At 43.1% G+C, this 23,611-nt stretch carries 21 protein-coding genes; 20 read left to right on the forward strand and 1 reads right to left on the reverse strand.

What is annotated here, in order from left to right; genetic code table 11:
• Window positions 1–2: 2 nt before the first annotated feature.
• From GO495_RS21830 to GO495_RS21925, 20 genes are all read left to right on the forward strand, one after another.
• Window positions 3–1,352 (forward strand): UDP-glucose dehydrogenase family protein, encoded by a 1,350-nt coding sequence (locus GO495_RS21830; protein ID WP_157301859.1) that lies wholly within the window; start codon window positions 3–5, stop codon window positions 1,350–1,352.
• Between the two features lie 33 nt (window positions 1,353–1,385).
• Window positions 1,386–2,483, forward strand: coding sequence for a GDP-mannose 4,6-dehydratase (gene gmd / locus GO495_RS21835; RefSeq protein WP_157301860.1), 1,098 nt, complete (start codon window positions 1,386–1,388; stop codon window positions 2,481–2,483).
• A complete protein-coding gene (locus GO495_RS21840; protein WP_170302705.1) occupies window positions 2,483–3,664 on the forward strand; it encodes an acyltransferase family protein in 1,182 nt (393 codons plus the stop codon). The genes gmd and GO495_RS21840 overlap by 1 nt, the downstream gene beginning before the upstream one ends.
• Window positions 3,665–3,677: 13 nt before the next feature.
• Entirely contained in the window at window positions 3,678–4,682 is a 1,005-nt protein-coding gene (locus GO495_RS21845; RefSeq protein WP_157301862.1) for a polysaccharide pyruvyl transferase family protein, read from the forward strand.
• Between the two features lie 11 nt (window positions 4,683–4,693).
• Window positions 4,694–6,184, forward strand: a complete 1,491-nt coding sequence (locus GO495_RS21850) for an oligosaccharide flippase family protein (RefSeq protein ID WP_157301863.1) — start codon at window positions 4,694–4,696, stop codon at window positions 6,182–6,184.
• Between the two features lie 5 nt (window positions 6,185–6,189).
• Window positions 6,190–7,434, forward strand: a complete 1,245-nt coding sequence (locus GO495_RS21855; RefSeq protein ID WP_157301864.1) for a glycosyltransferase — start codon at window positions 6,190–6,192, stop codon at window positions 7,432–7,434.
• The gene (locus GO495_RS21860) at window positions 7,421–8,689 is read left to right on the forward strand and encodes a hypothetical protein (RefSeq protein WP_157301865.1); all 1,269 of its coding nucleotides are present in this window, start codon (window positions 7,421–7,423) and stop codon (window positions 8,687–8,689) included. The genes GO495_RS21855 and GO495_RS21860 overlap by 14 nt, the downstream gene beginning before the upstream one ends.
• Window positions 8,649–9,788, forward strand: a complete 1,140-nt coding sequence (locus tag GO495_RS21865) for a glycosyltransferase (protein WP_157301866.1) — start codon at window positions 8,649–8,651, stop codon at window positions 9,786–9,788. The genes GO495_RS21860 and GO495_RS21865 overlap by 41 nt, the downstream gene beginning before the upstream one ends.
• Window positions 9,781–11,160: a hypothetical protein gene (locus GO495_RS21870; protein ID WP_157301867.1), complete on the forward strand. Its 1,380-nt coding sequence runs from the start codon at window positions 9,781–9,783 to the stop codon at window positions 11,158–11,160. Before GO495_RS21865 ends, GO495_RS21870 begins: the two co-directional genes overlap by 8 nt.
• On the forward strand, window positions 11,129–12,112 hold the full coding sequence (locus GO495_RS21875) for an acyltransferase (RefSeq protein WP_157301868.1): 984 nt from the start codon (window positions 11,129–11,131) through the stop codon (window positions 12,110–12,112). Before GO495_RS21870 ends, GO495_RS21875 begins: the two co-directional genes overlap by 32 nt.
• A gap of 10 nt (window positions 12,113–12,122) precedes the next feature.
• Complete coding sequence (locus tag GO495_RS21880) at window positions 12,123–13,208, forward strand: glycosyltransferase (RefSeq protein ID WP_157301869.1); 1,086 nt, start codon at window positions 12,123–12,125, stop codon at window positions 13,206–13,208.
• Complete coding sequence (locus GO495_RS21885; RefSeq protein ID WP_157301870.1) at window positions 13,205–14,281, forward strand: acyltransferase family protein; 1,077 nt, start codon at window positions 13,205–13,207, stop codon at window positions 14,279–14,281. Before GO495_RS21880 ends, GO495_RS21885 begins: the two co-directional genes overlap by 4 nt.
• Before the next feature lie 2 nt (window positions 14,282–14,283).
• Entirely contained in the window at window positions 14,284–15,420 is a 1,137-nt protein-coding gene (locus tag GO495_RS21890) for an XrtY-associated glycosyltransferase XYAG1 (RefSeq protein WP_157301871.1), read from the forward strand.
• Window positions 15,421–15,424: 4 nt separating this feature from the next.
• Entirely contained in the window at window positions 15,425–16,333 is a 909-nt protein-coding gene (locus tag GO495_RS21895; RefSeq protein ID WP_157301872.1) for a glycosyltransferase family 2 protein, read from the forward strand.
• The gene (locus tag GO495_RS21900) at window positions 16,330–16,755 is read left to right on the forward strand and encodes a VanZ family protein (protein ID WP_157301873.1); all 426 of its coding nucleotides are present in this window, start codon (window positions 16,330–16,332) and stop codon (window positions 16,753–16,755) included. Before GO495_RS21895 ends, GO495_RS21900 begins: the two co-directional genes overlap by 4 nt.
• Window positions 16,752–17,300: a WcaF family extracellular polysaccharide biosynthesis acetyltransferase gene (locus GO495_RS21905; protein ID WP_157301874.1), complete on the forward strand. Its 549-nt coding sequence runs from the start codon at window positions 16,752–16,754 to the stop codon at window positions 17,298–17,300. Before GO495_RS21900 ends, GO495_RS21905 begins: the two co-directional genes overlap by 4 nt.
• Window positions 17,272–18,549 carry a WcaI family glycosyltransferase gene (locus GO495_RS21910; protein ID WP_240915295.1) on the forward strand — a complete coding sequence of 426 codons (1,278 nt, stop codon included), beginning with the start codon at window positions 17,272–17,274 and terminating at the stop codon, window positions 18,547–18,549. The genes GO495_RS21905 and GO495_RS21910 overlap by 29 nt, the downstream gene beginning before the upstream one ends.
• A gap of 10 nt (window positions 18,550–18,559) precedes the next feature.
• Complete coding sequence (locus GO495_RS21915) at window positions 18,560–19,945, forward strand: undecaprenyl-phosphate glucose phosphotransferase (RefSeq protein WP_157301875.1); 1,386 nt, start codon at window positions 18,560–18,562, stop codon at window positions 19,943–19,945.
• 135 nt (window positions 19,946–20,080) lie between these two features.
• Window positions 20,081–20,791, forward strand: coding sequence for a hypothetical protein (locus tag GO495_RS21920; protein ID WP_157301876.1), 711 nt, complete (start codon window positions 20,081–20,083; stop codon window positions 20,789–20,791).
• Window positions 20,792–20,886: 95 nt separating this feature from the next.
• Window positions 20,887–21,936 carry an acyltransferase family protein gene (locus GO495_RS21925; protein WP_157301877.1) on the forward strand — a complete coding sequence of 350 codons (1,050 nt, stop codon included), beginning with the start codon at window positions 20,887–20,889 and terminating at the stop codon, window positions 21,934–21,936.
• Window positions 21,937–21,975: 39 nt separating this feature from the next.
• On the opposite strand, the gene GO495_RS21930 is transcribed toward GO495_RS21925, so the two are convergent.
• The gene (locus GO495_RS21930; protein WP_276611835.1) at window positions 21,976–23,508 is read right to left on the reverse strand and encodes a malate:quinone oxidoreductase; all 1,533 of its coding nucleotides are present in this window, start codon (window positions 23,506–23,508) and stop codon (window positions 21,976–21,978) included.
• Window positions 23,509–23,611 lie beyond the last annotated feature (103 nt).

The raw sequence follows: 23,611 nt of genomic DNA on the forward strand, positions 1-23,611 counted from the left end.
TTATGAAAGTAGTAGTAATAGGTACAGGGTATGTTGGTCTGGTTACAGGCGCCTGCCTCGCAGAAGTGGGTACTGAAGTGGTTTGTGTGGATGTAAATGCAGAAAAGATCCTCAATCTGCAAAAAGGTATCCTGCCCATTTATGAACCAGGCCTTGAAGAGATTGTAACCCGCAATTATGAAAACGGTCGCTTGTCTTTCAGTACGGATCTGGCATCTGTCATTGAAGGAGCCGCGGTGGCATTTATTGCAGTAGGAACTCCTCCAGGTGAAGACGGTAGTGCAGACCTGAAGTACGTGTTACAGGTAGCAAAAGATATAGGTAGTTCCATGAGTGATTACCTGGTGGTCGTTACTAAGAGCACCGTACCTGTAGGCACTGCTGTGAAAGTGAACCGCGAGATCAAACAGGCGATGATGGACCGTGATGCACTGATGGATTATGATGTGGCGTCTAATCCTGAATTCCTGAAAGAAGGCGCTGCTGTGCAGGACTTTCTGAAACCGGACCGTATCGTAATAGGTATTAACTCCGAACGTGCAAAGAGCGTACTGGAACAATTGTATCATCCGTTCCTGTTAAACGGCCGGCCTATCGTATTCATGGATATTGCTTCTGCAGAAATGACGAAATACGCTGCCAACGCTTTACTGGCTACTAAGATTTCTTTCATCAATGATATCGCCAACCTCTGCGACCTGGTAGGTGCAGATGTGAATATGGTACGTAAAGGTATCGGCAGCGATCCCCGCATCGGACATAGTTTCATCTACCCTGGCATTGGTTACGGTGGCTCCTGCTTTCCAAAGGACGTAAAGGCACTGGCACAAACCGGCAAAGAGTATGGGCATAAGCTGCGCATCCTGGAGGCGGTGGAAGCCGTGAACGATGATCAGAAGAAAGTGATGTTTGAGAAGATATGGCGGCATTTCGACGGTCAGCTGACCGGTAAGGTCTTCGGTATCTGGGGCCTCTCATTTAAGCCTAATACAGACGATATGAGGGAAGCTTCCAGCCTGGTACTGATCGCCTCTTTATTACAGGCCGGCGCTAAAGTACAGGTGTTTGATCCGGTGGCTATGCCCGAAGCACGCAGGGAACTGGGAAACGAAGTAGAGTGGTGTACGGATATGTACGCTGCTGCCGCTGGTGCAGATGCAGTAATACTCATCACGGAATGGAATGAATTCCGTTTGCCCGACTGGCCCCGCGTAAAAACTTTACTCAATGAGCCTGTTGTCTTTGATGGCAGGAATATTTATGACCTCGACTTCCTGCAGAAGAATGGCTTCAGCAGTTATGGGATCGGTATTTCTCCCCGCTCAGTAATGGGTACTATAAAACAGTATTAATATTTAACCATCACCTCTTTAAAATATAATTGTATGAAAGTTGCCTTAATTACTGGTGTAAACGGACAAGACGGTGCCTACCTGGCAGAACTGCTGCTTGAAAAAGGATATATGGTACATGGTGTTAAACGTCGTGCATCCCTGATCAATACAGAAAGGATCGATCATCTGTACCAGGACCCTCACAGCCCGGATGTCCGTTTCAAACTGCATTATGGCGATATGACGGACAGTACCAACCTGATTCGTATCATCCAGGAAACACAACCCGACGAAATTTATAACCTGGCCGCGATGAGCCATGTGAAAGTGAGCTTCGACACGCCTGAATATACTGCCAATGCAGATGGTATTGGTACCCTGCGTTTGCTGGAAGCGATCCGCATCCTGAAGCTGGAAAATAAAACACGTATCTATCAGGCCAGTACTTCAGAGTTGTACGGTCTGGTACAGGAAGTACCTCAAAGGGAAACAACTCCTTTCTACCCGCGTAGCCCATATGCAGTCGCTAAATTATACGGCTACTGGATCACAGTAAACTACCGTGAGGCATATGGTATGTACGCCTGCAACGGTATCCTGTTTAATCATGAAAGTCCGCTGCGTGGTGAAACATTCGTTACCCGTAAGATTACCCGCGGTGCTGCTGCCATTGCACTGGGCCTGCAGGATAAATTATACCTGGGTAACCTGGATGCACGCCGCGACTGGGGCCATGCTAAGGATTATGTAGAGGCCATGTGGCGTATCCTGCAACAGGACGTGGCAGAAGACTATGTGATCGCTACAGGTATCACTACTCCGGTACGCGACTTTGTAAGAATGGCATTTGATGAACTGGGTATAGAACTTGAATTTACAGGTAAAGGTGCAGAAGAAGTTGCCGTAGTAACTGCCTGCCGTAACAAAGAATTTATTCTGCCAATAGGTAAAGAAGTAGTAGCGGTAGATGCTGCTTATTTCCGCCCTACAGAAGTGGAACTGCTGATAGGTGATCCTACAAAAGCGAAAACAAAACTTGGCTGGGAGCCTAAGTACGATCTGGCAGAACTGGTAAGAGAGATGATGTTGTCTGATGTGGAATTGTTCCGCAAAAGAAATGTAACACAACTTGAACACCTGATAGGATAATGATCATGAAGCTACCCGTTAAAAAATCGCTTTCTTTTCTCGATGGGTTACGGGGCCTTGCAGCCTTGTATGTAGCTACCGGGCATGCCCGCTGGCTGTTATGGGAAGGTGGGGATAATTTCAAACAGTTATCACATACCTATTCGACTCCGGAGAAAATGCTGGCAATAGGCATGTCTGTATTCAAATACGGACATGAAATGGTGCTATTCTTTTTTGTGTTATCGGGTTTCGTCATTCATCTGAGATATTCTTTACAGTTAAGTAAAGGAGAGCAGGCTCCGTTTTCTTTCGGGTCTTACTTTTTCAAAAGATTAAAGAGGATCATGCCTCCGTATCTCTTTGTTTTTGCATTGACTTTCATCTGTGACAGTATTGTAGCGCATAATCAATATTCGATCTATACGCATACGACACCGCTTCCGCTGGTTAATCAGAACATCGTGTTTGTGCATTCATGGTCTTCTCTGATCGGTAATATTTTCTTTCTGCAGGATGCTTATGTGCCGGTGTTTGGGTCTAATGGCAGTATCTGGTCGCTTAAATACGAGTGGTACTTTTATATGTTGTATCCCGTATTGCTTTTCTTTAACCGGAAAAGTCCCTGGTTTACATTAATCGGTCTTGGTGGGATCTTCTTAATTTATTTGATGGGATTTCATACGGGATTTGTTTTGTTCGACCAGGTAGTCGCCTGTTTACTTTCCTGGTGGGTAGGTGGTTTTGCCGCGGATATTTATAACGGCAGGGTACAGATCAAGCGGTATTTCCTGTATCCGCTGGCGGTTATCATTCCCCTGATCCCTCTTATCCATACTTCAGGTATCAATAACCTGTTAAAAGACCAGATCGTTGCTTTTGGATTTACAGGATTGCTGGTATTGTTGCTGGATTACAGAGATAAAGGGATTGTACAGTCTTTTGGCAAACTGAAATGGCTGGGTGACTGCTCCTACACATTGTACCTTATTCATGCACCGCTGCTGATCCTTGCAAACGGTATATTATTGAAAGAAACAAATAACGTGATGCCCAGGTCATTTGTATATGTATGGCTGGCAGTGATTGGTGTAGTGATAATAGCATACGGATTACATTTTATTGTTGAAAAACCATTTGTGTCTGCTGCTAAAAGAGTTCCATTAAAACAACCGGACGTAATGCCGGCTATGGTAAAATAAATCTTATCAAAAAATGAAAATATTAGTAGAGAACTCCACCTGGAATAACATCGGAGATGGCTTCTACCAGAGCGCGTTATTCGTCCTGATCAAAAAACTGTATCCTGATGCGACCGTGTTAATGGAAGAAGGACCTATTTACAGAGCATTCCGTCCAAAGTCTTTAAAGCAAAAACAGAATGCGCTGCATCTGATGAATTACCAGTCGGCCGACCTGCACATCTTTTCCGGACCCATGATCCGTCAGATCCTGACTAACTACAAGCATAAGATCATTGATCTGAAAGCTGCCGGTCAGCAGTATGCACTGATCAGTGCCTCTTCAGCAGGTATATCCGAAGAGCTGCGCAAGGAAACCGGTGAGTTCTTCCTGAAGTATCCGCCATTGTTCCTGTCTTCCCGCGATGAGGAGACATACAAGAAGTTCAAAGAATATGTGAAGAACAGTTACAATGGTATCTGTACTGCATTCCTTGTAAATAAAATGTTACCGGTGGATCAGCTGGATGCAGACTTCAAATTCTTTATCAGCAGTTTTTACAGAGAGCTGGAGCCTGTGTATAAAGTAAAGGGAGAAGTGGATATTACGAATATAGAGCTGGACCGTAAGAAGAATTTCTTTGGTATCGATCACCGTTTTTCAAGACACTTTAACCGTCTGCGTCCACAACAGGATATGGTGAACGGGCATAAGATCGTGAGAGTACAACAGGAAGTATCTACCAAGTTCAATCATATCACGTTTGCACAGCCTAACTCTTTTGTGAGTTTTAACCTGTTGTCTTACCTGGCATTGTATAAATCTGCTGCCTTTACTATTTCAGACAGGGTGCATTCATGTGCTGTAAGTCTGGCCTTTGGGAAACCTGCACGTCTGTTTACCAACAGCCCAAGAGCAGGCATTTTTAACAGGCTGGGATTTGATCATAAAAAAGACAACGGTATCATGTATCCTAACATGGAAATCATTGATACAGAAGCAGAGAAACTGTCTTCATTTATTAAGTCGGCATTCTAAGAAACAAAGTCTTGAATAAGAATAATATTTCCGGTAAGCATGTCTTTAACAGTATCAGTTGGATGCTGCTACAGACAGGAGCTACGAAGCTGACGAGTATTTTAGGACAGATTGTATTAGCCTGGTTATTGGTACCAGAGCAGTTTGGATTGATCAGTCTTGTATATACAGTTACCAGTATTGGTCTTATCATACAACAGTTTGGTTTAAATGATGTACTGGTAAGAAGACAGAAGAGTTTTCACAACTGGCTGCCTTTATCTTACGGGATCTCCTGGATCTTTGGTATCGTTTCTTTTTTCCTGTTGCTGATACTGGGATTCATCGGCAGTAAAGTATATCATGATCACAACATTTTCATCCTGGTGTCTTTTTATGCATTCACCACACCAATGGATGCGTTGAGTGTGATACCACTGACCAAGATGAGGATAGACCTTGACTTCAAGACATTGTCGCTGATACGTGTAATGGAAACCGTGATGACAATGGTAATGACGGTGATACTGGCCTTTATGGGCTTTGGGGTGTATAGTTTTGTAATACCACCATTGATCGTGTCCGCAGTGTCACTGATTGTGAAATACCGGGTCACTCATCTGAATATCCTGTTCAAGATCCATCTGAAGCGCTGGAAGTATTTAACGGTAAGCAGTTCCTGGTCGCTGGTACATTCTGTGGTACAGCGTATCATGGACCAGGCAGATTATATTACACTGGGGATATGGGTAAGCAAAGCGGTAGTAGGGATCTACTATATGGCATTCAGTTTATCCATACAGGTGATAGGTTTCGTAGCCAATAACCTGCCTTCGGTATTGTTTCCCAGCCTGGCTTCCATACAGGATAGTAAGCGTGCGAAAGATATGTACAAAAGGAGTGTTACTTATCTTTCTGTGTTTGGCGCAGCCTTTGCAATATGGCAAGGCGCCACTGCCTTCTGGATAGTAAGAGTGTTTCTTTCATCAAAATGGGTAGACACGACTCCGCTTGTAGAGATCTTATCTATAGGGATGGCATTCCGGGCAGTAGCCTGGTTATGGTCTACACCGTTCCGTTTGAAAGGGAAGTTCGCTGATATGGCGAAACAGTCGTTTTACTCTTTATTGTTTATGGTAGTGCTGATTGCAGCGGGTACTTTTAAATGGGGCGTATATGGAACCGCTACCGCTGTTTCTTTATACTATACAATTATCAGTCCTTACTGGTTGTATAAAGGATTCAAATTGCTGGGGGGGACCTTGCAGGAAACCCTGCAGATGTTTGTAATACCTATTCCGCTGGCCTTACTCAGTTATGGCAGTTGCTGGTACTTCTTCCGGTTTATGTATGAAGGATTGAGCCCGGTACCGGTGATGATCATTATTTCACTAGTGGGCAGTACGCTGTATGGATTAGGTGTGTATGTATTCATGCAAGATACCTTCCAGGAGATCCGCCGTTTAATACTGGACAGGTTACCTGTTAACAGTGGCGTCAGAAAATTATTATCGAGAAACTAAAATTTATGAAGAGTATCATTTCTACCGGTCAGGGCAGGTTACACCTTATTCAATCCGCTATCGCGATTAAAGATCAGGGCGTGGACGTAAAGGTGATTACAGGCTGGGTACCTGGTAAATTGTTTTCCGATAAGCTCATTAATAATATGGGACGCCTGATAGGCAGGACCAACCTCGCTTACGGTTTGCGTAAGCGTTCTCCTGAAGGATTGCCCCGCACAGATATCAGAACATGCAGTTTCTCTGAGTTTTATATACAGTTCCTTTTTATGCTTACCAGCAGAAAGCTGTTGTCGCGTGATACGGCTGCTATTATGGGATGGAAGGCATTTGGGACAGAGTCTAAAAAGTATATTAATGACAGCCAGATCTTTCATGTACGCAGTGGCGGTGGTCGTTCCGGTGCTATCAAAAAAGCGCGGCAGCAAGGAATGAAGGTAGTGGTAGATCATAGCATTGCTCATCCTAAAGAGATTAAGAGACAACTGGGAAAACTGGAAAGTGAGAGTACGAATTCGAAGTACATTAACATCTCTGACGGGTTCTGGAATAATGTATTAAAAGATTGTGAAGAGGCAGACGTATTGCTGGTAAATTCAGATTATGTAAAAGATACTTTCCTGGAACAGGGGTATCCTGCTGAGAAGATCAGTGTCATTCATTTAGGGATCGATGCAAGCTTTTATGATTTGAAGAGATCTTATGAGTCTGATAAAATGAGATTGCTTTTTACCGGCAACTTTGGTTTTAGAAAAGGCGCACATATCATCATCAATGCAATAGAAATATTAATGCTGCAGGATGTAGCATTTTCACTGGATATTATAGGGAATGTATCTGCGGAAGTAGCTATTCCCGACTGGTTCAGGAATCATCCTGATATTAAGTTACACGGGCATATGCCGCAGGACCAGATGAAGAAATTCCTGGCAGACAGCGACGTTTATATCTTCCCCACTTTTGTGGAAGGCGCTGCACAGTCTGTAAAAGAAGCCATGGCTGCCGGATTACCGGTCATCACTACTGTAAACAGCGGGGCGCCTGTGCAACATCGCGAAAATGGTTACCTCATAAAAGATGATGATGCGGCAGACCTGGCGAATGCGATCATTGTCCTCAGTAAAGATGAGGACTTACGCAGCAGCATGGGTAAAAATGCAGCCGCTACCATCAGGAAATCTCATACCTGGAGCAACTATGCCAAAGAGGTAAAAGAACTCTACAAAAGCATTATAGATGAAAGTGAATAAGAGCAACGCAAGGATGGTGGTCTTCTCTTTACTGAGCAGTGCCAAGCTGTCTTTTGTAGGGACGCTGATCCTGAGTGAAGTATATGCCCTCTTTTACTCTTTTTCCTTTAAGAGAATAAGTACGCTGTACAATCGCGTACCTGATATGAAAAAGATCCATATCGGTATGGCGCTGTTCCTTGGTGTACAAATGCTGAGTGATGTGGTCAATCATACAGATACCAATAACATGTTACGTGGATGGGCAGCGCTGGCGGTCGCTATTGTAATATTCACCTTCATGTTCAGAATGTTTGATGAAACGCCTAAAGTGATTGTTGCATTCATGATAGCGGAAGTCGTCAGGCTTATTCTCTTCGGACAATCAAACCTGGAACAGGATACTGCCGACCTTGCAGAAAGTTATTCCGCGTTTAAGTTCAGGATAGCGCCCATTACCAATAACATCATTTTACTCCTGACTTACTATTTATACAACAAGCGGAAAGATAAGATGACGGTGGCCGTGTTTATATTGTACGGCCTGATGTGTGTTGGTCTGGATTATCGTTCCAATGGATTGTTTTACCTGTTTACCGGATTGATCATACTGTTCAGGAAACAATTGATGTACATGACACTGGCCCGTAAAATAGGATTGACATTATTGGTGGGTATTACTTTCCAGATCTTATTCATGATCTATGTGAATGCAGTATTATCCGGTGAATTTGGTGGAAAACATGCGGGTACGCAGTTGGAAGAAACGGGTAATCCCTATAACCCTTTCAGTCTTATTTCCCAGGGAAGGGGAGAGTTCTTTGTAGCGATAGAGGCGATCAAAGACGCACCTATTCTGGGGCACGGTTCCTGGGCCGTGGATAAGGACAATCATTACCGCATGATGATGTTCAAAGATGCAGATGCGGGCAAGTTCAGGGAGAATTCACTGAACAACTCCGGTGTAATCCCCAGTCACTCTGTATTATTAGGTGCCTGGTTATATGCGGGAATTGTAGGCTTCCTGGTAATGCTCTACATCTTTAACCTGGTATTAAAAAGAGCATTTTACCTGATAAAGGACCCAAGGGCCATGGAAACACCTTATTATCCTTTGATCGTATTGTATACCGTACAATTGATCTGGACATTTCCTTTTTCTCCATTGCCGCAGATCAGAAATATCATACCGGTCTTTATAGCATTTATTATAACCGTTTATTACTCTTTAAAAAATGATGAAGAAGAAGAAGATCTGCTTCCTGACAACGGGTGATATCACAAGTATTGCTACCATGAAAAGGGCATTGGGGATGGCTAATCCCTTATCTGCAATGGGATGGGACGTATCTGTTATCGCGATGGATTGTGCAGAGAACCGTCAGCGGGCGGGTATAGAATGTGGCAGCGATATTGCTTTGCATTATTACCAGCCGGCAGGAGCGAAGGGTGAAGTAGCGCAGAAAACACAAATCCTGAACACGATCAAACCGGATTATATTTATTTCTGTGCATTCGGGTTCCGCAACTGGATCAGAAAAAGTGCTTTACAGTTTAAGCCCGAAATGATCATTGAACATTCCGAACTGCAATCCGGCATACCGGACAATAAGGGGCTGAAGAAGATCCTGGCACATTTTATAGAAGGATTATCCGTAAAATATGCAGATAAACTAATCTGTGCCAGTAAATACCTGGAGGATTTTTATGCGCGTAAAGCGAAGCAGTTGTTTAAACGCAATATGCCAATATTATACTCTCCTTATGCATACAGCACTGAAGTGATCGATGCGCCAAAATCATACCTGAAGGAGCTGTCTGTAAAGTATGAGAATAACACTGTACTGATATATATGGGTACCATGACCCGCAACTATGGATTATTCACCATGCTGGAAGCAGTAGAGATGGCGGCGAAGAAAACACCGGACATCAAACTGTTGTTGCTGGGAAGAGGCAGACACCTGGAAGAGGCGAAGACGTATGTGAAAGAGAAAAACTTAGAGCAGTATGTGGAGTTCCTTGGTTATGCTCCTGAAACAATGCTGAGTTCTTATTTTGAACTGGCAGATGCTTTCATCTCTCCGTTGAATGATACCGTGCAGGATTGGGCCCGTTGCCCCAGTAAAATATACATGTACATCCCCTTTCATAAGCCCGTATTTACCTGTAAGATAGGAGAACCGAAAGAAATTTTCGGAGATGACGGATATTACTTCGATAACAATCAGCCAGCTACACTGTCCAGCCTGATTTCGATCCTGGCAAAGGGAGAACTGAAAAGTGTATCGCTGGATGTAACAGAACATAGCTGGCAGAAACGTTCAGAAGATTTTAGCAACTGGATATTACAAAAAGAACAGGTGTATGCATAAAGCAACTTTACTTTCAAAAGGAGAAGGAAATTATTTCTTCGGTTTTCATGATCTGGTAGCATGGAATAGTGCCGGTGATAAATTACTGGCGTTAAAGATAGATGATATGTACACTCCTCCGGACCCGAATGTGACCTGCGATATAGGTTTCATTGACAATGCCGGTATCTTCCATAAACTGGGGGAGACATATGCCTATAATTATCCGCAGGGTGCCAGGCAGCAATGGATTGGCAATACAGACCTGTTTATCGTCAACGATAAAGTAAACAATGAATGGCGTTCCAAGGTATACGATAGCGTTACCGAAGAGTGTACAGATATACTGGATTATCCGGCACACGTAATTACAGATGATGGCTGGGCTTTCGGTCTTGATTATGCACGTTTATTCCGTGTAGGTGGTTATGGTTATACCGGCTTGCCGGATGCTTATGCCAATGATGAAGCGCCTTCCAAATCGGGTATCATCAGGCATCATATCACTACCCGCGAGCATAAGATGATTTTATCCGTACATGAGGTGGCAAAATTCCAGATGAACCCTAACCTGGGCCGTTGCCATTACTTCACACATCTGTTACTGAATCCTTCACAGAACAAGCTGGCCTTTCTGCATCGTTATAAACTGAAAGATGGCGGAGAGACTACCCGCCTGATGACAGTGAACACAGATGGATCTGGTCTCAGATGTCTGGCATCAGGATTTTTAAGTCATTTCGACTGGCAGGATGATCAGCATATCGCTATATGGGGAAGAACAGGGAGTGGTGTAGAAAGATTGCGGCAGTCGTTTTTATATAAGATGATGCCAACAGGACTGGTATCAAAAGGGAAGAAGATCTTAAAGAAATTATTATACAAGCCTAAAGAAGGTGTGAAATTGAATTCCGCTTTTAACTGGCTGCTGTTTAAAGATACAGATAACCCGCAGTTCAGTTTACTGGCAAAAGGGGTGATAGAAGAGGACGGGCATCCGATGTTTTGTCCGGCTAACCGCGACTGGATGATCTGCGATACCTATCCTGATGCAAATGGTATCCGCACTTTATTCCTGTTCCAGTACAGTACACAAATGCGTGTGGACCTGGGCACTTATAAGATGCTGGACCAGCAGCCGGACATTAATAAATCGATGCCTTTCCTGGAAGGTGTGGATAAGGCCGTGCTGAAAGCATTTTCTCCTCAGCAGATGGCATTTACACGTAGCGGATTGCATTGTGATCTGCATCCGAGATGGAAAAAGGATGGGACAATGGTGGCTTTTGATTCCATTCATGAAGGTAGCAGGAAGATTTATGGTTTTGACGTAACTGATATTATATCAAATAAAGCTTCACATGAACGTCAAAAAGTATATTCCGGGCTTTGATTTTATCAGACCCATTGCTGCATTCAGTGTTGTATGGATTCATGGATGTGCAGGTAGTTACTGGACCCGTGAACTGAACCCGCTGAATAGTTATGCAGTCCCTGTATTTATCGCCATTTCGTTATTCCTTTTTTCAACCCAGGTAATCAGTAAAGGACAAACAGATTTTGGAGAGATGGCCGGAACCCGCTTTAAGCGGCTGATGATCCCCTTTTTTCTATGGACGTTCATTTACCTGGGCATCCGGATGTTTAAAGCAAAGTTTATACATGAGCCCCTGGAAATTGACTGGGTACAGATGTTTGTTTTTAAGGGAAGTTCTTATCAGTTATGGTACCTGCCCAACTTGTTTTACCTGATGCTGCTGTTCTTTGGATTTTTGAAAATAGCAGCCAGACACAGCGTATTTGCCAACATCTTTCTCAGCGTCATGATTGTTGTGGTAGCTGTTATCTTATGGTATACGCCTGAAGATATTACAACAGCGCCCTGGTTCACACGGCATATCATGTTATACTTCCTGCCTTCGCTGATTTCCTCCGGGATAGGAATGTTATACTATATCAACTACGACAAAATTGCCAATAGTTATGGATTAGCTGCGAAGATCATTATACCGGTACTTTGTGTGATTACTTTCTTTGCACAATACCTGCTGCCAAATGTTCTTACAGGGTTGTTATTTGTGGCAGTGCTGTTTCCTTTCCTGCTGTTTCAGGCGGATTTTAAATATCCTTTTATGAAACAGTTATCAAAAAACTCTATGGGCATTTACCTGATTCACGGGGTTTTCCTGGAAGGTATTAAAACAGCGATGCAGATAACACATCATCCAATAAAAGGAATAGTTCTGACGCTTGGTTCCATTATCATTACTTATATACTCAGTTTTATTGTGTCTGAAATTTTATCGAAGAGTGATGTACTGAGAAAGTATTTAATGGGCAACTAATATTTTTATTATGATCGCCATATTACAGCCATTCATACCACATTACCGGGAAGAGTTCTTCAATTCATTCAGGGAGAAAATGCCAACAGATCTTTACTGTTATGAGAAACAGGAAGTACTGAAGAAAAATGATTTCAAGGAAGGAGAAACGGGTGTAATTCCTTTAGGTTCTTTTATGAAAGGTCCATTTGTATTGTACAATCCTCTTCCGCTGTTGAATAAAAAATACGAGGTGCTGGTATTGATGCTGAACTTCGGACATCTTACTACCTGGCTGATCCTGTTATTGAAGCCTTTCCTGAAACAGAAAATTATTCTATGGGGACATGGCATCTCTGTAAGGAGGTACGTACATGAGGAGAAACATCCGCATATTTTATTAAGATGGATGATTGCATTGTCTGATGGTATCTGGTTTTATACGAAAAAAGAATTATCCGTATGGAAAGGATTCACACCACATATAAACGGGCATGCATTGAACAATACGATCTCCGGTGTGGAAGACATATTAGGGGTGCAGACTGCCGATAAAGAAACATTAAGAGAGAAGTATAAGATAACACAACAACGGGTGCTTATTTACTGCGCAAGGTTTAATGAACCCGGCAGACGTGTGGACTTACTGGTGAACCTGATAGAGAATACTTCCCCGCTTGCATTTGCTTTTGTAATCATCGGAGATGGAAAGCTGAAGCCTGATTTTTCGGGGTATGAGAATGTGCATGATTTCGGTGCATTGTACGACAGGAAGATCAAGGATGAATTATTCAGCATGGCGGATATTTATTTTCAGCCGGGATGGGTGGGACTGTCCATTGTGGAAGCGATGTCTTACGGTAAGCCTGTGTTTACATTCAATCGATCTGTGTCCGTAATGCAATGTGTGGAATACAGTTATATACAGCATGATTATAACGGGAAGATCTTTGAGAATATGGAAAGTTGTCTGGACCAGCTGGCGCGTATTACAGATGATGAAATTGTGCGGATGGGAAATAATGCACGTGAGTATGTGAAATCGGAACTAACAATGGACAGTATGACGAATAATGCCCTCACTGCTATTGCAGCTTTTAAAACCAGTCCTGCATGAAACAAGAAAACAAATTATGGCCGCTGGAAGTGTGCCGGGGATTAGCTGCTATCTATGTGGTATTGCATCATTCCCGTCAGATGCTGCCGCATGCTATACAGCCTTTTCTGCTGTTTGGTCAGGAAGCGGTGATATTGTTTTTCCTGCTGAGCGGGTTTGTGATCCATTACAATTATAGTGTAAAACCAGCATTTGACAGAGCCGACTTCTTATGGAAACGTTTTGTGAGGATCTATCCCATATTTATTCTCGTGATGGTATTGAGCATCGTATTAAACCTTGTTACAGGTGCGCGTCAGGAGCATACGGATATGGCAACCTTCTTTTATAATATAGCGGGTTTGCAGGATTCTCAACTACAAAAGCCCGGGATTGGTTATCCCACTTTCGGAGATAATGATCCTTTGTGGAGCCTGGGGTATGAAGCATGGTTTTATGTTTTTTATGCAATAGTGGGATCTGCGAAGTTTAACAGGAATCTGTTGATAGTCGTATTGGTTTCATTCAGCGCTGCAATATTATTTTCTTTTTATCCGGGTAAGGCATACCTCACTTTGTTGTACCTGCCTATCTGGTGGTTGGGCGCTGCCATTGCAGAGGCTACGCTTACAGAACGTACCCGCCCTTTTTTGTGGGGAATGTTAGTGTTGCTGATTGCAATGGGCGGATATGTGGCCGGAAGTTATGAACAAATAAAAAACAGTAGTAACAGTATTGGTTTACATCCCTTTATAGAGATCAGACATTTTAGCGCCGCAATTGTATTTGCCATTGTATGGATGATGGCACAAAAGTGGTTATCGGTGAAATACTTTGCGTGGATGGAACCGATGGCAGTACTGGCCCCCATTTCTTATGGAATATACATCGTGCATGTGCCGTTGTTAAGAGGGGTGAAGTTTATACTACATGACGGAATAATAGCCTGGTGTGTGTTTATAGTAATGACACTCATCATGGCCTACCTGCTGGAGATACATTTTCAAAAGAAGATCGTACTGCCTTTATTATTGAAACGAAAAAAAATACCAGCCCGGGTTACTGAAAGGGAATTGGTTAATATAAAAGCATAGGAATGAAAATTTTATTTATAGCACCATCTTACAAGCCCGCATATATCTATGGCGGTCCCATTGTAGTGATTGCCCGGCTGGCGGAAAGACTGGTGCAGCTTGGACATGAAGTAACGGTATATACGACTACTGCCAATGGTAATAAAGAGCTGGACGTGCCTCTGAAAGAACCTGTGATGATAGATGGAGTGACTGTCAGATATTTCAAGCGTATTACAGGTGATCATACACATATTTCTCCTTCGCTATATGCTTATACCTGGTCTACTGCCAAACAGTATGATGTAGTACATATTCATTCGTGGTGGAATTTTGCAGTGTTGGGTGCTGCATTAATATTTATGTTAAGAGGAGTGAAGCCGGTATTATCTCCGCATGGGATGTTCTGTGATTATGTATTAAACGCAAATAACCGGGCGAAGAAGAAGTTAATACATGCTGTGATAGGTAAACAATTACTGAAGAAGACATATCTGCATGTATCCTCGCAAATAGAATGGAATGAATGTTTGGATATCAATAAGAACTGGAAAGGAGCGAATATTTTTAACCTGGTAGACCTTCCTTCAGGTGAATATAAAAGAGACGAACGACCGGTGTTTACGATCAGTTTCCTTTCCCGTATAGATCCTAAGAAGGGACTGGATATTCTTATTCGTGCACTCTCGGGTGTGAGTTTTCCTTACCGCTTACAGATTGCCGGATCAGGCAATGAGGAGTATGTACAACAACTGAAAAAGATGGTAAGTGACCTTGGAATGGAGGAGCATGTGGAATGGGTAGGATGGATGAACACGGAACAGAAGTTCCCCTTCCTGGCAGGATCTGATCTGTTTGCACTGACCTCCCTCAATGAGAATTTTGCGATAGTGGTGATAGAGTCTTTGTATGTAGGTACGCCGGTACTGATCAGTAATAATGTAGGGTTATGCAATTATGTAGAGGAGAACGGTTTCGGCTGGATTACCGGTATAGAGAGCGTGACGGAGATCAGGCAGAAGCTGACAGAAGCATACCACAACAAAAAGGAACGTAATGAAATTACTTCCCGCGCCAGGAGGATCATTGACCGTGATTTTAATGAAGCGAAACTGGCAGGAGATTATGTGAAACTATACGAAAGTACAAACGCGATATAAACAGATGAGCATAGCGGTAATCATTCTTACTTATAATGAAGCAAAACATATCGGTCGCTGCCTGGAAAGCATGCGGCAGATAACGGATGAAATCTATATTATCGATGCATTCTCTACCGATAGTACTGTAGCGATCGCAGAAGAAAATGGCGCTAAAGTATTACAGCATGCCTGGGTCAATTATGCACAACAGTTTCAATGGGGACTGGATAACTGTGGCAGTAGCGCCGCCTGGGTGATGCGTATGGATGCAGACGAATATCTGGAGCCGGCACTGATCAAAGAGATCAATACCCGTATCACGCAGATGCCGGAAGAGGTGAGCGGTATTTATATCCGCCGTAAGGTACTTTTTAAAGGCAAATGGATCCGTCACGGTGGCTTTTATCCGCATACACTGCTGCGCATATGGCGTAATAAGATCGGTAGTATAGAGCAGCGCTGGATGGATGAACATATCGTACTCTCAGAGGGAAAAACGGTGTTGTTTAAAGAACATATCGTGGACTATAATCTGAATGAGATTCACTGGTGGGTGAACAAGCATAACAATTATGCTATCCGGGAAATGGTAGACCTGCTGAATATCAAGTACGGCCTGCTGCATGCAGATAAACGCCTGCTGGAAGGAGAAGGCACACAGGCAAAAACGAAACGTTTTCTGAAAGAGAAAGTATATGCTGCTTTATCGCCTGGAATGAGAGCCTCCTTTTATTTTATCTACCGCTACATTCTGCGTGTTGGTTTTATGGACGGCTACTATGGTTTCATCTTCCATTTCATGCAGGGATACTGGTACCGTTTACTGGTAGATGTAAACCTGAAAGAGTTTGAATTGAAACTGAAAGGGGATACGCGGAAAGAGAACATGATAGCCTTGTTGAAGAATGATTACAATATAGTGCTACAGTGAGGAAAGTAATATTAACAGTAGGGTATTTCATAGGGTTATTATTTCTGGTATTACTGAATCCTGAGAGGATAAGAGAGCCTATCCCGCTGAACAGCCGGTTAAGAATTCATCCTGTTGTTGATTCGCTGAAAGATATCATGTACCCGAGGGGTAGTAGCTGGTGGTTACACTGGTTTCACTTTTTAACCAACCTGTTCGGAAATATTGTATTGTTCATTCCTTTCTCTTTCATCGCGATCATGGTCTTTAAGTTATCGCGGTTCATATGGGTGGTGTTACTGGCTTGTGCATTGAGTGTAGCGATAGAGATAACACAGTATTATACGGGATTGGGGGTGGCAGATGCAGATGATGTGATATTGAATACGGCCGGCGCAGCGATTGGATTTTATTTATGTAAAAGATATTTCAACAGACAATGAATACAGATCTCTCCAAATTCAGTGTAGGCAACTATACCGCTGGTCCTAAGTGGAAGATAGGGGTTTGGTTCCTCGTGAATTATTACATTTTCGATAGTGTGTTTCCCTGGCCTTACGGCTTTAAGAGCAGGTTACTGCGTGCCTTCGGGGCATCTGTAGGCAAAGGGCTTATCATCAAAACTAAAGTCAGGATTAAATATCCCTGGCGTTTGAGTATTGGAGATCATTGCTGGATAGGGGAATCTGTATGGATAGATAACCTGGATATGGTGGAGCTGGGTGATAATGTGTGTATTTCTCAGGGAGCCATGTTGCTGACAGGTAACCATGATTACAAGAGAAGTGATTTCCCTTACCGGCTGGGTGGAATAAAGATTGAAGAAGGCGTGTGGATAGGTGCACAGTCGGTGGTATGCCCGGGTATCGTTTGCGGATCACATGCTGTATTAACGGTAAAGTCAGTAGCTGCAAAAGACCTGGAAGCATGGAGTATATATGCAGGCAATCCTGCCATTCATGTACGTAAAAGAGAGATCACAGAATAATATGGCTAAAAGATTATTACTGATTGGAGGCAATTTTTCACCAGAGCAAACCGGTATTGGAAAATACAACGGGGAGATGATCAAATGGCTGGCAGCAGGCGGATATGATTGTTCTGTTATCACCAGTTACCCTTATTATCCGCAATGGAAGGTACAGCCACCTTATGATAAACATAAGAACTGGTACAGGAAGGAAGTGATGAAGGAAGAAGGCTGGCAGGGGAAGATTACGGTGTATCGCTGTCCGCAGTATGTACCGGCAAAACCTTCCGGTAAAACAAGGATGCTGCTTGATTTTTCGTTTGCGGTGTCTGCGTTCTTTAAGTTACTGCAGTTGTTACCGCGTAAGAAGTTTGATGTGGTGATCAGCGTAGTGCCGCCTTTTCATTTAGGATTACTGGCAGTGCTGTATAAGAAACTACGGGGAGCAAAGGTGCTGTACCATGTACAGGATATGCAGATAGAAGCTGCAAGAGACCTGAATATGATCAGATCTCCCAGGCTGATTAAAATGTTGTTCGGACTGGAACGTTACATTTTAAAGCGTGCTGATATGGTGAGCAGTATTTCCGATGGGATGATGAGCAAGATCCAGCAGAAGGCAGGCAAGGATATTTTCTTCTTTCCTAACTGGGTAGATGTAACCCTGTTCCATCCGCTGGAAGAAAGAATGTTACTGAAAACAGAGTACGGTTTTGCCGCATCAGACAAGATCGTATTGTATTCCGGCGCTATTGGTGAGAAGCAGGGACTGGAAGCCATCCTGCATGCGGCCGACAGGCTGAAGGAACAGGATGGGCTAAAGTTCCTGATCTGTGGTTCCGGGCCTTATAAAGAGAAGCTGATGGGACTTGCTGAAGAGATGGGGCTGCAGAACGTTATCTTTTTCCCATTGCAGCCTTTCGAGCGGTTCAATCACTTCCTGAATATGGCAGATGTACACCTGGTGATACAGAAAGGGAATGCCAGTGACCTGGTAATGCCTTCCAAGCTGACTACCATCCTGGCCGTGGGCGGACTGGCACTCGTTACTGCCAACAGTGGTACCAGTTTACATAAGCTGGTGAGTACGCATAACATGGGGATAGTGGTAGATGCAGAAGACCAGGATGCCCTGAATGAAGGTATTATCCGGTCGATGAACGGCAATGTCAGAGAGATGGCCAGCAATGGCAGGGCATACGCAGAGACCTACCTGTCTGTAGGGGAAATAATGACGCGGTTTGAAGAAGCAGTAATAGTTCGTTAACATTTTATATATGCTGAACAGATATCTAAAAATATGCAGCATCCAGATACTGATGTTTGATTTTATCAGCCTGAATGGATTTTTCTTTTTTACTCATTACTGGTTGCAGCAGTACAGTGTACCTGTACATATGGACAGAGATATGTTCTTGCTGGCATCCAATATCTCGTGGGCAATTGCGTTATATACTACTGGTATCTATTTTATGAGCCAGCAATTGTCTTATGAAAGAATAACACGTAAGACGATACAGGGAATCTTATACTATCTGTTATTAATGCTCCTTTTCGTTTTCCTGAACAAGGAAGCCTATAACAGGTTATTCATAGCTACCTATTGTGTTTTATTTATAATAGTAGTACTGATAGACCGGCTTTTCTTCTATATGCTCACCAATTATATCCTGCGTCGTAAGGAGATCGAAAAGAAGGTGGTAATCGTGGGCTATAATGACCTGTCTAAGCAACTGGTAGATAATTTGCTGGGAAGGAAAAGTAATCTCCGTTTTGAGGGTTATTTTGAGGAATACAGCAATGTGCATGAGTTGTCTTACTATCCGGTTATCGGAAATTTGCAGGAATGTGTGACCTATGCGCAGACGAATAACATCAGGGAAATTTATTCAACGCTCTCCCCGGAGCAGTTTCCTTACCTGTATACGCTGGCGCATGAGGCAGAAAAGCATTTTATCCGTTTCCGTTTTGTACCTGATTTCAGGATGTTCGTGAACAGACAGATCTATATCGACTACCTGGATAACATCCCTATCATCTCTTTACGTTCAGAGCCATTGGATGATATTGCGAACAGGATCAGGAAACGCATGTTTGATATTCTGTTCAGTGCGTTCGTGATGGTTTTTATTCTGAGCTGGCTGATACCCTTGCTGGCATTGCTGGTAAAACTGGAATCCCGTGGTCCTGTATTCTTCGTACAGAACCGTACCGGCAGGAACAACAATAACTTCCGCTGTCTGAAATTCCGGAGCATGTATGTAAACAATGATGCCAACAGTAAACAGGCAAGTCGTAACGACCGCCGTTTCACCAGGATAGGACGCATTCTGCGTAAGACGAACCTGGATGAGATGCCGCAGTTCCTGAATGTATTCTTCGGTGATATGTCTATTGTAGGGCCACGTCCACACATGCTGAAACATACGGAAGAGTATTCGGCCATTATTCAGAAATATATGATCCGTCATTTTCTGAAGCCGGGCATTACCGGATGGGCGCAGGTAAACGGGTATCGTGGAGAGATTACAGAAGAAGTGCATTTGCGTAAACGCATAGAGCATGATATCTGGTACATGGAGAACTGGTCTATATTATTGGATCTGCGAATCATCTTCTTAACAGTATTTAACACAATAAGAGGTGATAAAAACGCTTTCTGATGATATTCTACTAATATGAGTAATGAAGTTGATAGGAATTAAAGAACGGTAAATGTTACATTTGCGCTCCGGCAGCGGTTATGCCGGGATTATCTATCTTAAATAAGGACGGGGACCTGTAAACCAGCGATGAAAATGAAAACTTCTGTAACTGCATTAAATTTTCTTGATAACGACAGGTTGGCAGACGATATTTTTCATGAACTGAAATCTATTATATCAAGCATTCTTTCAAGCGTAGAGCTGATTGCATTATACGACGGGAAAGCTGTGGCCGGAAAGATTACCCGCCAGGCGGAAGCTATTAAATCACAGGTAATAGAACTTGATTTCCAGTTGCAGAATGTACGTATCATTCAGCAGATACTGAGCAAATCGTTCACATTGAACAGGAAAATGACCAACGTTCATTTCTTCCTGACGCAGTTCATCCGGGAGGAACCGTATACAAAACTGTTGTCACCGGCAGTAGAGTTACACACCGGCAAAGGGGCAACAGATGCGTTTATAGATGAATTCGTAATCAAACAGCTGATACTGAATTTATTTTTCTGGATGAACAGGCATTCATCTACTTATCAGTTACCAAGACTGGTGTTCTCTTTCGAGGATGGATATTTTGAGATCAGAGGGCATTTTTTCGCCAACTATATTTTCTCTTCTCCTTTTAAATCATCAGCGAATGAGCACCGCGTTACGGACAGTGAATTATTAAACCAGCCCATTTGCTACCTGATGTCTTACATGGCTGCTTTGCATGATGGCAATTTTGAAATCAGTGCGGCACCGGAAAAGAATGTGGTAGTAATGGTAAGGATACCATATAAGTCCGCAGGTGTGCGGTAGAATTTCTCTTAGAAACAATAAGATAAGGTTAAAACAAAGGGGATATATCTATATCCCCTATTTTTTTTATCTGATTACAACAAAAGGACAATAATATGAAGCTTGAAAAGGTACAAAGGGATTCGAACATTGAGTTGCTAAGGATTGTATTGATGTTTATGATCATTGTACATCATCTTGTAACAAGAGGATTAAAACTGAGAGAGCTGGGGTCGGGTACGTATACCCCCATGGAGTCTACTACTTTTCAGATTTTGTTGAATAGCTTTTTGATTGTTGCCGTGAATACCTATGTATTTATTTCAGGGTATTTTGAGATCAAATTTAAAATGAAAGTGCTGATTTCTTTTCTGATCCAGTGTACCTTCTATTCTATTGTGCTGTATCTGGTATTTGTATGGCTTGGCCTGGCTGCGTTTGATTGGAAGACGCTGGCAATGACATTGTATTTTTTATATAAAGGATGGTGGTTTGTGCCTATCTACTTAACGCTGTATGCATTAGCGCCGATGTTAAATAAAGGGCTGGCAGGACTGAATAAAAAGCAGCTCATCTGTATGATAGTCGTGTTACTGATACTGGCTCATATTAAGTTTGTGATGGGGAATTTTATATCGGACAGAGGTTTTGGTATCTACAACTTCATCTTCATTTACATCGTTGCCCATTATTGCCGGAATTATGTGAAGAAAGTAGATTATGCATGGCTGTGGTATATTGTATGTTCTCTGGTAGTCTTTGCGCTGGCTTATGGAACGTATTATATCGGGAAGCCTAAGATTACCTGGGCCGTGTATAATTATAATAACCCGGTACTGATTCTTTCTGCAGTGTTCCTCTTTTTTACTTTCAAGAATCTGAGTTTTAAGAGTGGCCTGATAAATAGTGTGGCAGGATTAGTATTTGGTACTTATCTGTTTCATGAACAACGGAATGTTTGTTTATATCTGCGGGATAATGTGGTGGCTTATTTACGTACGGTAATGCCAAATGATACAACATTGTTGCTGTCTATATTCGGATTGGCGATAGTAGTGTTCATTGTGGGGATCAGTATAGAGAAGATAAGGCAGTATATCTGCAATCCTATATTGGAATATTTGTACCGGATAAAATGGGTACAGAAGATATCAGATCTTAATTAGAAAAAGGCCCGGCTTCGTGAGTAGCCGGGCCTTTATATTTTAAGCAGGTACACCCTGTGTTTTCAGTTCTAATACTGTGTTGGACCATTCCCTTACCTGATCGCAGAGAGCTGGTGTATCTGACAGCTTCTGGCCATAAGATGGGATCATCTGTAACAGCTTGTCTTTCCATGCTGTAGTAGCCAGTTCTTCTTTAAAGCAACGGTCCAGGAGTTCCAGCATGATGGATACTGCGGTGGATGCACCGGGAGAAGCTCCCAGCAATGCTGCGATAGAGCCATCTGCGGCGCTTACTACTTCTGTACCGAATTCCAGCACACCACCATGTTCATGGTCTTTCTTGATGACCTGTACACGCTGACCGGCGAATTCCAGTTCCCAGTCTTCCATTTTCGCTTTAGGCAGGAAAGCCTGTAAGGCTTCCAGTCTTTCTTCGGGCGACTGACGTACCTGGTCTATCAGGTATTTGGTCAATGGAAGGTTATCGAGACCAGCCGCCAGCATAGGGCGGATGTTGTTGAACTTAATTGATTTAGGCAGGTCCAGCCAGGAGCCTTTTTTCAGGAACTTGGTGGAGAAGCCTGCGTATGGTCCGAACAGTAAGGCTTTCTTACCATCGATCATGCGGGTATCCAGGTGTGGTACAGACATTGGCGGTGCTCCTACAGATGCTTTGCCGTACACTTTAGCCGCATGTCTTTCTACTATCTCAGGATTCTTACAGATCAGCCATTGTCCGCTTACAGGGAACCCTCCGAAGCCTTTTCCTTCCGGTATATCTGATTTCTCCAATAATGGGAGTGAACCACCACCGGCGCCTATGAATACGAATTTTGTAAAGAGTTTTCTCTTCTTGCCTGTTTCCATGTTCTTCACGGTCAGTCGCCATTTCCCGTCTTCATCCTGTTCCAGGTCGCGTACTTCATGGTTCAGGTTGAGGCTTACTCCGTCCTGTTCTGTGAGGTAGTCGATGAGGGAACGCGTCAATGCTCCGAAGTTGATATCGGTACCCAACTCCATACGTGTAGCGGCTACTTTCTCTGCGGGATCGCGGCCATCCATTACCAGGGGCATCCATTCGGACAGTACAGCGGGATCTTCCGAGTACTGCATTCCCTTGAATAAGTGATTGCTTTCCAATGCCTGCTGGCGCTTTTTCAGGTATTCCACGTTTTCTGCACCCCATACAAAGCTCATGTGAGGAACACTTTGAATAAAGTCTCCGGGAGATTTAATACAGCCTTCCTGTACTAAAAATGACCAGAACTCCTTGGATACTTCGAAAGATTCGGCAATTTTCAGGGCCTTATTCGTTTCGATAGAACCATCGGCCTTTTCAGGTGTGTAGTTTAGTTCGCAGAAGGCCGAATGACCAGTACCGGCATTGTTCCATGCATCTGAACTTTCTCCGGCAATTACATCCAGTCGTTCAAAGATTTCAATGGTCAGTTCCGGCTGCAATTCTTTCAACAGAACACCCAGCGTTGCACTCATTATGCCTGCACCGATTAAAACGATGTCAGGCGCCGATTTAGGAGACATATTATTTTTTTTACACGATTTGCAGCGCAAAAATAATACTAAATCTCTTAGATGTATAACGTTTTAGCACTTTTGTTTTGATGGTTTTACTGATTATAGGGACGGGTGTAGCCTTATAAGCTGCTGTAGTACC

This window comes from Chitinophaga oryziterrae (assembly GCF_009758125.1).
GTDB lineage: Bacteria > Bacteroidota > Bacteroidia > Chitinophagales > Chitinophagaceae > Chitinophaga > Chitinophaga oryziterrae.

Bases quoted from the DNA above. Each gene is read 5' to 3' on its own strand.
- GO495_RS21915 (WP_157301875.1), top strand. From the start codon at position 18,560: ATGCTGAACAGATATCTAAAAATATGCAGCATCCAGATACTGATGTTT.
- GO495_RS21840 (WP_170302705.1), top strand. From the start codon at position 2,483: ATGATCATGAAGCTACCCGTTAAAAAATCGCTTTCTTTTCTCGATGGG.
- GO495_RS21845 (WP_157301862.1), top strand. From the start codon at position 3,678: ATGAAAATATTAGTAGAGAACTCCACCTGGAATAACATCGGAGATGGC.
- GO495_RS21925 (WP_157301877.1), top strand. From the start codon at position 20,887: ATGAAGCTTGAAAAGGTACAAAGGGATTCGAACATTGAGTTGCTAAGG.
- GO495_RS21855 (WP_157301864.1), top strand. From the start codon at position 6,190: ATGAAGAGTATCATTTCTACCGGTCAGGGCAGGTTACACCTTATTCAA.
- GO495_RS21895 (WP_157301872.1), top strand. From the start codon at position 15,425: ATGAGCATAGCGGTAATCATTCTTACTTATAATGAAGCAAAACATATC.
- GO495_RS21910 (WP_240915295.1), top strand. From the start codon at position 17,272: ATGTACGTAAAAGAGAGATCACAGAATAATATGGCTAAAAGATTATTA.
- GO495_RS21830 (WP_157301859.1), top strand. From the start codon at position 3: ATGAAAGTAGTAGTAATAGGTACAGGGTATGTTGGTCTGGTTACAGGC.
- GO495_RS21890 (WP_157301871.1), top strand. From the start codon at position 14,284: ATGAAAATTTTATTTATAGCACCATCTTACAAGCCCGCATATATCTAT.
- GO495_RS21870 (WP_157301867.1), top strand. From the start codon at position 9,781: ATGCATAAAGCAACTTTACTTTCAAAAGGAGAAGGAAATTATTTCTTC.
- GO495_RS21885 (WP_157301870.1), top strand. From the start codon at position 13,205: ATGAAACAAGAAAACAAATTATGGCCGCTGGAAGTGTGCCGGGGATTA.
- GO495_RS21905 (WP_157301874.1), top strand. From the start codon at position 16,752: ATGAATACAGATCTCTCCAAATTCAGTGTAGGCAACTATACCGCTGGT.
- gmd (WP_157301860.1), top strand. From the start codon at position 1,386: ATGAAAGTTGCCTTAATTACTGGTGTAAACGGACAAGACGGTGCCTAC.
- GO495_RS21880 (WP_157301869.1), top strand. From the start codon at position 12,123: ATGATCGCCATATTACAGCCATTCATACCACATTACCGGGAAGAGTTC.
- GO495_RS21860 (WP_157301865.1), top strand. From the start codon at position 7,421: ATGAAAGTGAATAAGAGCAACGCAAGGATGGTGGTCTTCTCTTTACTG.
- GO495_RS21865 (WP_157301866.1), top strand. From the start codon at position 8,649: ATGATGAAGAAGAAGAAGATCTGCTTCCTGACAACGGGTGATATCACA.
- GO495_RS21920 (WP_157301876.1), top strand. From the start codon at position 20,081: ATGAAAACTTCTGTAACTGCATTAAATTTTCTTGATAACGACAGGTTG.
- GO495_RS21875 (WP_157301868.1), top strand. From the start codon at position 11,129: ATGAACGTCAAAAAGTATATTCCGGGCTTTGATTTTATCAGACCCATT.